Origin of the sequence: Pseudomonas mangrovi, from assembly GCF_003052585.1 — a bacterium.
GTDB lineage: Bacteria > Pseudomonadota > Gammaproteobacteria > Pseudomonadales > Pseudomonadaceae > Aquipseudomonas > Aquipseudomonas mangrovi.
The window spans coordinates 1-6,561 of the sequence record NZ_QASN01000001.1; the positions used below are offsets into that span (position 1 = coordinate 1).

The following is a 6,561-nucleotide window of genomic DNA, read 5'->3' on the forward strand; positions in this document are numbered from 1 at the left end:
CCGCATCGAGGCCATCCAGACCCAGTTCGAGCGCGTCCAGCTGCGCGGCAAGGTCCGTGGCGTGGGTGCCGGGCACTTGTTCAAGCTGACCAATTACCCGCGCGAGGACCAGAACCGTGAGTATCTGGTCATCTCCGCCAGTTATCAGATCGCTCAGGAAAGCGCCGAGTCCGGGCGTGGCGGCGGCGACCAGTTCAACAGCTCACTGGTCTGCATCGAGGCCACCCAGCCGTACCGGCTGCTGCCGATGACGGTACGGCCGATCGTCCAGGGTCCGCAGACCGCGATGGTGGTCGGCCCCCAGGGCGAAGAGATCTGGACCGACCAGTACGGTCGGGTGAAGGTGCACTTCTACTGGGACCGGCATGACCAGTCCAACGAGAACAGCTCCTGCTGGATTCGCGTATCGCAGTACTGGGCCGGCAAGAACTGGGGCGCGATCCACGTGCCGCGGATCGGCCAGGAGGTGATCGTCAGCTTCCTCGAAGGCGACCCCGACCGGCCGATCATCACCGGCCGGGTCTACAACGCCGAGCAGACCGTGCCCTACGAGCTGCCCGCCAACGCCACCCAGAGCGGGATCAAGAGCCGTTCGAGCAAGGGCGGCACGCCGGCCAACTTCAATGAAATCCGCATGGAGGACAAGAAGGGCGCCGAGCAGCTGTATATCCACGCCGAGCGCAACCAGGACATCGTGGTGGAAAACGACGAGAGCCACTTCGTCGGCCACAACCGCAACCGCACCGTGGGCAACGACGAGACCGTGCGCATCGTCCGCGACCGCCTGCGCGGGGTGAAACGTAACGACAGCCTGCTGGTCGGCGGCGCGCGGCGCGACGCCATCAGCACCCAGTACCTGATCGAGGCCGGCGCGCAGATCCGCCTGGTCTGCGGCAAGAGCGTGCTGGAGTTCAACGCCAGCGGCGAGATCAACATCTCCGGCACCGCCTTCAACATCTTCGCCTCCGGCAACGGCAACATCGATACCGGCGGCCGCCTGGACCTCAACTCCGGCGGCGCGAGCGAAGTGCCTGCCCAGGGCCAGGGCGACAAGGGCAGCATCGACGCGGAAGTCGAAGCGCTGTTTCCGCCACCGAAGGAGCAGGGGTGAGATTGCGTGGGCACCTGTATGGAGTCGTCGGCATGGCGCTGTCCCTTGATCTGATGGCCGGGGAGTTTCTCGAACCGTGTAGTGAAGGGACATCGGGCTACCACGAGCGTGTCGAAACGCTCATCGACATGGCCAGCCAGACCACTCGGAAAAACGCACTTTCGCTGGTACGCAGACCGTCTTTCGCCGTCGAGTCCGGAGTACGTCTGGATGACCGCAATTTGGTTCATGCCGTGCGCTTCAAAGAATCGCTGTGGTCTGAAGGACGGCGTTTGAATGCGACACTGGATTTCTCCGGCGTGCAGGTACCGGTTCTCAATGATCAGGCGCCCATCGCACCTGAACTGGCCGAACGCATCCGGCGCACCTTCGGCCAGGCCATTCTCTCTTCCAGGCGCTCCGAACGATTCGGGCTGGATGGCGTTTCCTATTCCTTCACATTGCCGGATGCGGGATGCGCGAGCGCCTGGTCACCGGAACCCGAGAGCAGAAGCGGGCAACTGGTGCATCTGATGAAGTTGCTCGATGCGCATGCCAATGCGCCGGACCCCGTCGAAAGCGAGGGCCGGATCGCCGCGTTGCTTGATGTCCTCCAGAACGTCAAGCCGGCACCCTGAGCGTTCAGTCAAGTCTGGAGGTTTCAGATGCAACGGCTGGAAGAAGACTATTCCGGAGATACGGCGTGGCAGGCCTTTGCCAGTCGCTACATGCAGGAGTACGACGACGCCAATTGCCGATTGCTCGCGGATTCTTTGGGTGGCCACCTCGCTATCGCCTCGATCATGTACGGCAAGAGAGGCATCCAGGAAGCGCTCTGGTGGATCGAGCAGCCAGTTCCTGCTCTGGATGAACTTCGTCCTATCGACTGCCTGGACAGCCCCGTTCTGTTGAAGCGTCTGAAGACAGTGCTGATGCGCATGCCATAACACTAGGACCGTTCCGCTACCTGGAACAAGTGTGGCCCTCTGGAAGCGAGGCGACCGAATGAACAACCTGCTGAAGAGACGGAAACCGTTATTCGACGGTGAAGACAGCGACTTCTACCGATTCAGCGCCGCACTGGATCTACCGGGTGGCGGCCAGCTGATTTTCGACAATCAACGAACCCATTACTTGAGCGAGCTGGGCGAGTCGGCAGACGCGCTGATGAGCCTGCTGGAGCGTGCAGAGAAGCGTGTCGATTCCGTCGCAGGGTTTGCCAGCTACAGGCAAGACAACCTGGCGCTGCATTATCAACAGACGACCGACCCGTGCTCGGGCGCCGGCTATCTCATCGTGGTGGCTGCCGGAGAGCTGCAACCGGCACGCTACGCCATCTATCTGGCCGGCGTGTTCGCCTGGCCTTGAGCGCCTTCTGGGCGGCTTCGCCCTGGATGCCGCGCGTCCCGCTAAGGCTTTATCCGCCGCGCCTCGCATTCACCCGCCTGGCAACGCGCCAGGAAATCTGCACAGGCCGCGGCATCGCTCAGGAACAGCTGATACTCCTGCGCCGAGAGCGCATAGAAGACCTCATAGTCGACCCGAGGCTGACTGATCGGAGTGGACAGGTAATGTCGGCCGCTGTCTTGCTCGACACCCAACGAGAAACGTTCCGTGCGACTGACGAAGGTGTCGTTGAAACGCATGCTGTTTTTCTCTCGGGTGGTGCCGAAAAGCGCGTGCCGGGCGGCAAATATTCTTCACGGCTGATATCCCGACCAAAGCCCAAGGCATGGTTGAGCAGTCGGTTGTCGTGTGGGACCCATCCCCGGCTTTCCGGCTTGCCATAGAACTTCACATAGCACTTGGGGGGGGCGGTGGTCCCAGCGATAGGTGACTTCCTAGAAGTCGTAGTCGATATAGAGGTCGCGCCGGGCAGATTCGTCGCCGTTGTGTATGCCCATCCGTCCTTTTCGTGGCCGCCTTGCCGGCATCAGGCGTTGAGCGGAACGAAGTCCGGACCTCCGAGATTGTCACGCACGGCCGTGGCCAGGCGCAGCAGCGGCACCCAGATACCCTGCGGGCTGTTCCAGGTGGCGCCGGCCCAGCGGGTGTCGGCGATCAGCTCGTCCTTGCGCTCGGCCATGCGTAGCTGCAGGGCCAGCGCCACCGCGCCCAGATCCAGCTCCGGCAGATCGGCGTAACTACCCTGAGGCTGCGCGCGCTTCTTGCCCAGGCAGTAGTGGTAGTACCAGAGCCAGTTGGCCACGCTATAGATCGCTCGATTGACGTCCGGGTAGTCGCGCAGCGCCTTGAGCATGCCGGCGATCCAGCGTTGCCAGAGCAGCGGGTCGCCAGCCTCCCGCCAGTGTGGCAACAGCAACTGATCGAACGCCTGGGGGATGTTCTGCGGCTCCTCGTTGTCGACCCGCGCTTCGAGAAAGTAGAACGGCTCGCCGACCACGAAGCGGTCGAGCTCGTCGTTGGCCAACGCCAGTTCAAGTACGTCGTCCTGAGTGCTCATTGAATTTTCACCACGTCATGCGTCCTCATCAGCGCGCCTATGTCGTTGCCGTGGGCGATCGGCACGTTGTCCAGCACCGCTTCGCGCATACCCCCAGGATGGGTTACGCCGCCTGGTCGCCAGAGCGAATTTGCACCGCCTTCGTTGCCGGTGGGCATCAGCACCTTGGGGTTGTCCATCTTGAGCATGTAGATGTCCTTGCCCGCGAGCGAGCCGGGATCATAGCCCAACGCGTTTTCCAGCACGGTGACATCACCCGTCTTCTTGTACTGGGCCACCACCGAAGCCATGTCCGGCTCGGCCATCACGAATTTGTTGGGGTTGAAGGTGCCGTACATCGGGTTGGAAATGTCGTCGGCAGTAAACAGGAAGGCGCCGCCCTTATCCTTGAATACCTGCAGGTGACCCTGAACATATGCGCCCTCTAGATAGTCCCCGGGCGGCGGCCGTGATCCTTTGGGCATCGCCAGGATATCCGCCTCGCTGTAGCCCGGTTTGTACCTCGGTGTCGGCTTGGCCGGTTGTCCCAGCCGTGCCAGCTTCGGCCCCATTCCCAACAAGGCCAGGCCCGCCACACCCTGCAGCAGGTCGCGGTAACCGGGGCCGAGGCGGTCGCCCAGATCGCCGAGCAAGGCCATGCCGCCCATCATCGCGCCACCGATGACCAGCGCACCGGCCAGTACCGCCACACCGGCCATGGCCGCGAGGATCAGCGCGCCACCCGCGGCGAGCAGCCCTAGCGCTTCGAGGCCGGTGTGCATCCAGCCCTCGATGTCGAGGACAAAGGCCACGCGCACCGTCGGGCCGCCGATGAAGGTGTTCTCGCTGCCGCTCTTGATATGCGCGCCGCAGACCATCTTGCTGTGCAGTCGCGCGGCCGGGGCGCCGTTGATGAAGACGCTGGCGCTGCCCTCCGCGATCAGTACCGGGAATGGCCACAGCGGGTGGTTGCAGGGAAAGCCGGTGCAGGAGCTGGCGTTGTCCATCCCTGCGCGCATGGCGTTGCGGCTGTTGATGTAGACGTTGATGCTGCCGACGATCAACGCCCCGGTCGTGGGCTCGGGTAACTTGAAGATGGTGCTCAGGCCCTTGACCACCTGGAACATCGACAGGCCGCCGGCAGCCACCGAGCCGGCCATGATCGCCAGTGCCACGCCGCCGGTGGCCACGGTGGCGGCGACCACCGCAGCACCGATCAGCGCACCGGCCACCGCGCCGGCGAGCATGGCGGCGACGCCGAAGCCGTGGGCGATTTCATCTCCTAGGCGAGCAGCAGCCTGAGCATCCATTGCAGGTATCCATTTCCATCAGATTGCACGCCAAGTGGGCGCGTCAGGCAGCGGGCGGGACCGGTATCAGCGATTGCATGACCTGCTTCCAGGCTTTCTCGTGGTGCTTGATGTCGTTCGGTGTGGTGGTCAGGGTGGTGATCAGTACCGCCGGCTTACGCTCGATGAACACCTGGCGCAGCATCAGCTCACGACCTTCACGCTGCCAGCTGTAGTCGAGGCGCGAGGCCGCGTGGCCGTGCAGCAAGAAGTCTCCCCGCAGGATCAGCTTGAAGCCGGGCAACTGCTTTTGCGCCCCATCGATCTGCGCGGTGATGTAGTCGGCAAAGGGCGTGTCGCCCTGGCTGGGATCGCGGCTGATGACGAAGCTGGCCTCCTGGGCCGGGCCGCTGGCAGGCAGCTTGAAGATGTTGATGCTCTGGTCCTGCCAACTGGCGGGCAGTTGCAGATCGGCCTCGTTGACTCGGTAGGGGATCACGGCGAATCGTTCCTTGGCTGGGGTGACGCTGCGGGGCGGAAATTCTCAGGTAACGCCCCCCGACATTCAAGGAATGCTGCACACCCCCGGCCGGACTTATGCGCCGGTTCTCGCTTTTGCCAACGAAGAGCAACCCGGTCGGGCAAATGTTCGGCGTCGAGTCGGGCACTGCCTCCGAGCGCTGTGCATGGGTTGCTGTAGATAGGCGCCAGTAGACAGCATGCGCAGCACTTCTCTGCTAAACCTTCTGCCACGCTTTTCAGCGCGCCAGCCTGCGAGTAACGTCTGGCATCCAGGGAGACGGGCGTCAGCGCCCTGTCGGGTTTGCAACCACAGGAACAAGAGGCAGGGAGCGCGATGTCACTATCCCAATCAACCCGTCTGGCGAAGGTCAGCAGCCCGCTCGGTGACGACGTATTGATCGTCGAGCGCATGGACGGCGTCGAGGAGCTCGGCCGACCCTTCGAGTTCGAGCTGGCGCTGGTTTCCGAGGATGCGGAGATCATGCTCGACGACCTGCTGGGCAAGCCGATGTGCCTCTCGCTGCAGCTGCACGACGGCGGCGAGCGCTACTTCCACGGCATAGTCGCCCGCGCCAGCCAGACCGCAGGCTCCGGCCAGTTCGCCGGCTACCGCGTCACTCTGCGGCCCTGGCTGTGGCTGATGTCGCGCACCTCCGACTGCCGCATCTTCCAGAACATGACGGTGCCGGACATCATCAAGAAGGTCTTCCGCGACCTCGGTTTCTCCGATTTCGAGGACAGTCTCTCTCGCGGTTATCGCGAGTGGGACTACTGCGTGCAGTACCGCGAGACCAGCCTGGACTTCGTCACCCGGCTGATGGAACAGGAGGGCATCTACTTCTGGTTTCGCCATGAAAAGAGCCGCCACGTGCTGGTGCTTTCCGACGCCTACGGCGCGCATTCGACGGTGCCCGGCTACGCCTCGGTGCCCTACTACCCGCCGACCGAGGAACAGCGCGAGCGTGACCACTTCTTCGACTGGTACATGGCGCGCGAGGTGCAGCCCGGTTCGCTGACGCTCAACGACTACGACTTCGAGCGCCCCAGCGCTCGTCTCGAGGTGCGCTCCACGGTGCCGCGCGGTCACACCGCCGCCGACTACCCGCTCTACGACTACCCCGGTGAATACGTACAGACCGGCGATGGCGAGCACTATGCGCGCACCCGCATCGAGGCCATCCAGACCCAGTTCGAGCGCGTCCAGCTGCGCGGCAAGG

The 6,561-nt window shown here is 63.4% G+C and carries 9 protein-coding genes and 1 pseudogene; 5 read left to right on the forward strand and 5 right to left on the reverse strand.

Annotation, left to right across the window (positions count from 1 at the left end; all coding sequences use genetic code 11):
- The 4 genes from tssI to DBO85_RS00020 form a co-directional block, all read left to right on the forward strand.
- Positions 1 to 1,111: type VI secretion system tip protein TssI/VgrG (tssI, locus tag DBO85_RS00005; protein WP_146168146.1), on the forward strand; the 1,111-nt coding region annotated here is incomplete at its 5' end.
- A gap of 32 nt (positions 1,112 to 1,143) precedes the next feature.
- Complete coding sequence (locus DBO85_RS00010) at positions 1,144 to 1,728, forward strand: hypothetical protein (protein ID WP_108104028.1); 585 nt, start codon at positions 1,144 to 1,146, stop codon at positions 1,726 to 1,728.
- A gap of 27 nt (positions 1,729 to 1,755) precedes the next feature.
- Complete coding sequence (locus DBO85_RS00015) at positions 1,756 to 2,037, forward strand: DUF2384 domain-containing protein (RefSeq protein WP_108104030.1); 282 nt, start codon at positions 1,756 to 1,758, stop codon at positions 2,035 to 2,037.
- A gap of 58 nt (positions 2,038 to 2,095) precedes the next feature.
- Entirely contained in the window at positions 2,096 to 2,458 is a 363-nt protein-coding gene (locus tag DBO85_RS00020; protein ID WP_108104032.1) for a hypothetical protein, read from the forward strand.
- 41 nt (positions 2,459 to 2,499) lie between these two features.
- Here the strand turns inward: DBO85_RS00020 and DBO85_RS00025 are convergent, their stop codons facing one another.
- From DBO85_RS00025 to DBO85_RS00045, 5 genes and pseudogenes are all read right to left on the reverse strand, one after another.
- Positions 2,500 to 2,736 (reverse strand): hypothetical protein, encoded by a 237-nt coding sequence (locus DBO85_RS00025; protein WP_108104034.1) that lies wholly within the window; start codon positions 2,734 to 2,736, stop codon positions 2,500 to 2,502.
- 98 nt (positions 2,737 to 2,834) lie between these two features.
- Positions 2,835 to 2,888, reverse strand: a pseudogene (locus DBO85_RS19805) (hypothetical protein); the annotation flags it as partial.
- Positions 2,889 to 3,023: 135 nt separating this feature from the next.
- Positions 3,024 to 3,554 (reverse strand): hypothetical protein, encoded by a 531-nt coding sequence (locus tag DBO85_RS00035; protein WP_108104035.1) that lies wholly within the window; start codon positions 3,552 to 3,554, stop codon positions 3,024 to 3,026.
- Positions 3,551 to 4,843 (reverse strand): PAAR domain-containing protein, encoded by a 1,293-nt coding sequence (locus tag DBO85_RS00040; RefSeq protein ID WP_108104037.1) that lies wholly within the window; start codon positions 4,841 to 4,843, stop codon positions 3,551 to 3,553. The genes DBO85_RS00035 and DBO85_RS00040 overlap by 4 nt, the downstream gene beginning before the upstream one ends.
- A gap of 43 nt (positions 4,844 to 4,886) precedes the next feature.
- The gene (locus tag DBO85_RS00045; RefSeq protein WP_108104039.1) at positions 4,887 to 5,321 is read right to left on the reverse strand and encodes a DcrB-related protein; all 435 of its coding nucleotides are present in this window, start codon (positions 5,319 to 5,321) and stop codon (positions 4,887 to 4,889) included.
- Between the two features lie 357 nt (positions 5,322 to 5,678).
- On the opposite strand from DBO85_RS00045, the gene DBO85_RS00050 reads away from it, so the two are divergent.
- On the forward strand, positions 5,679 to 6,561 hold an 883-nt coding region (locus DBO85_RS00050), incomplete at its 3' end, for a type VI secretion system Vgr family protein (protein WP_146168147.1).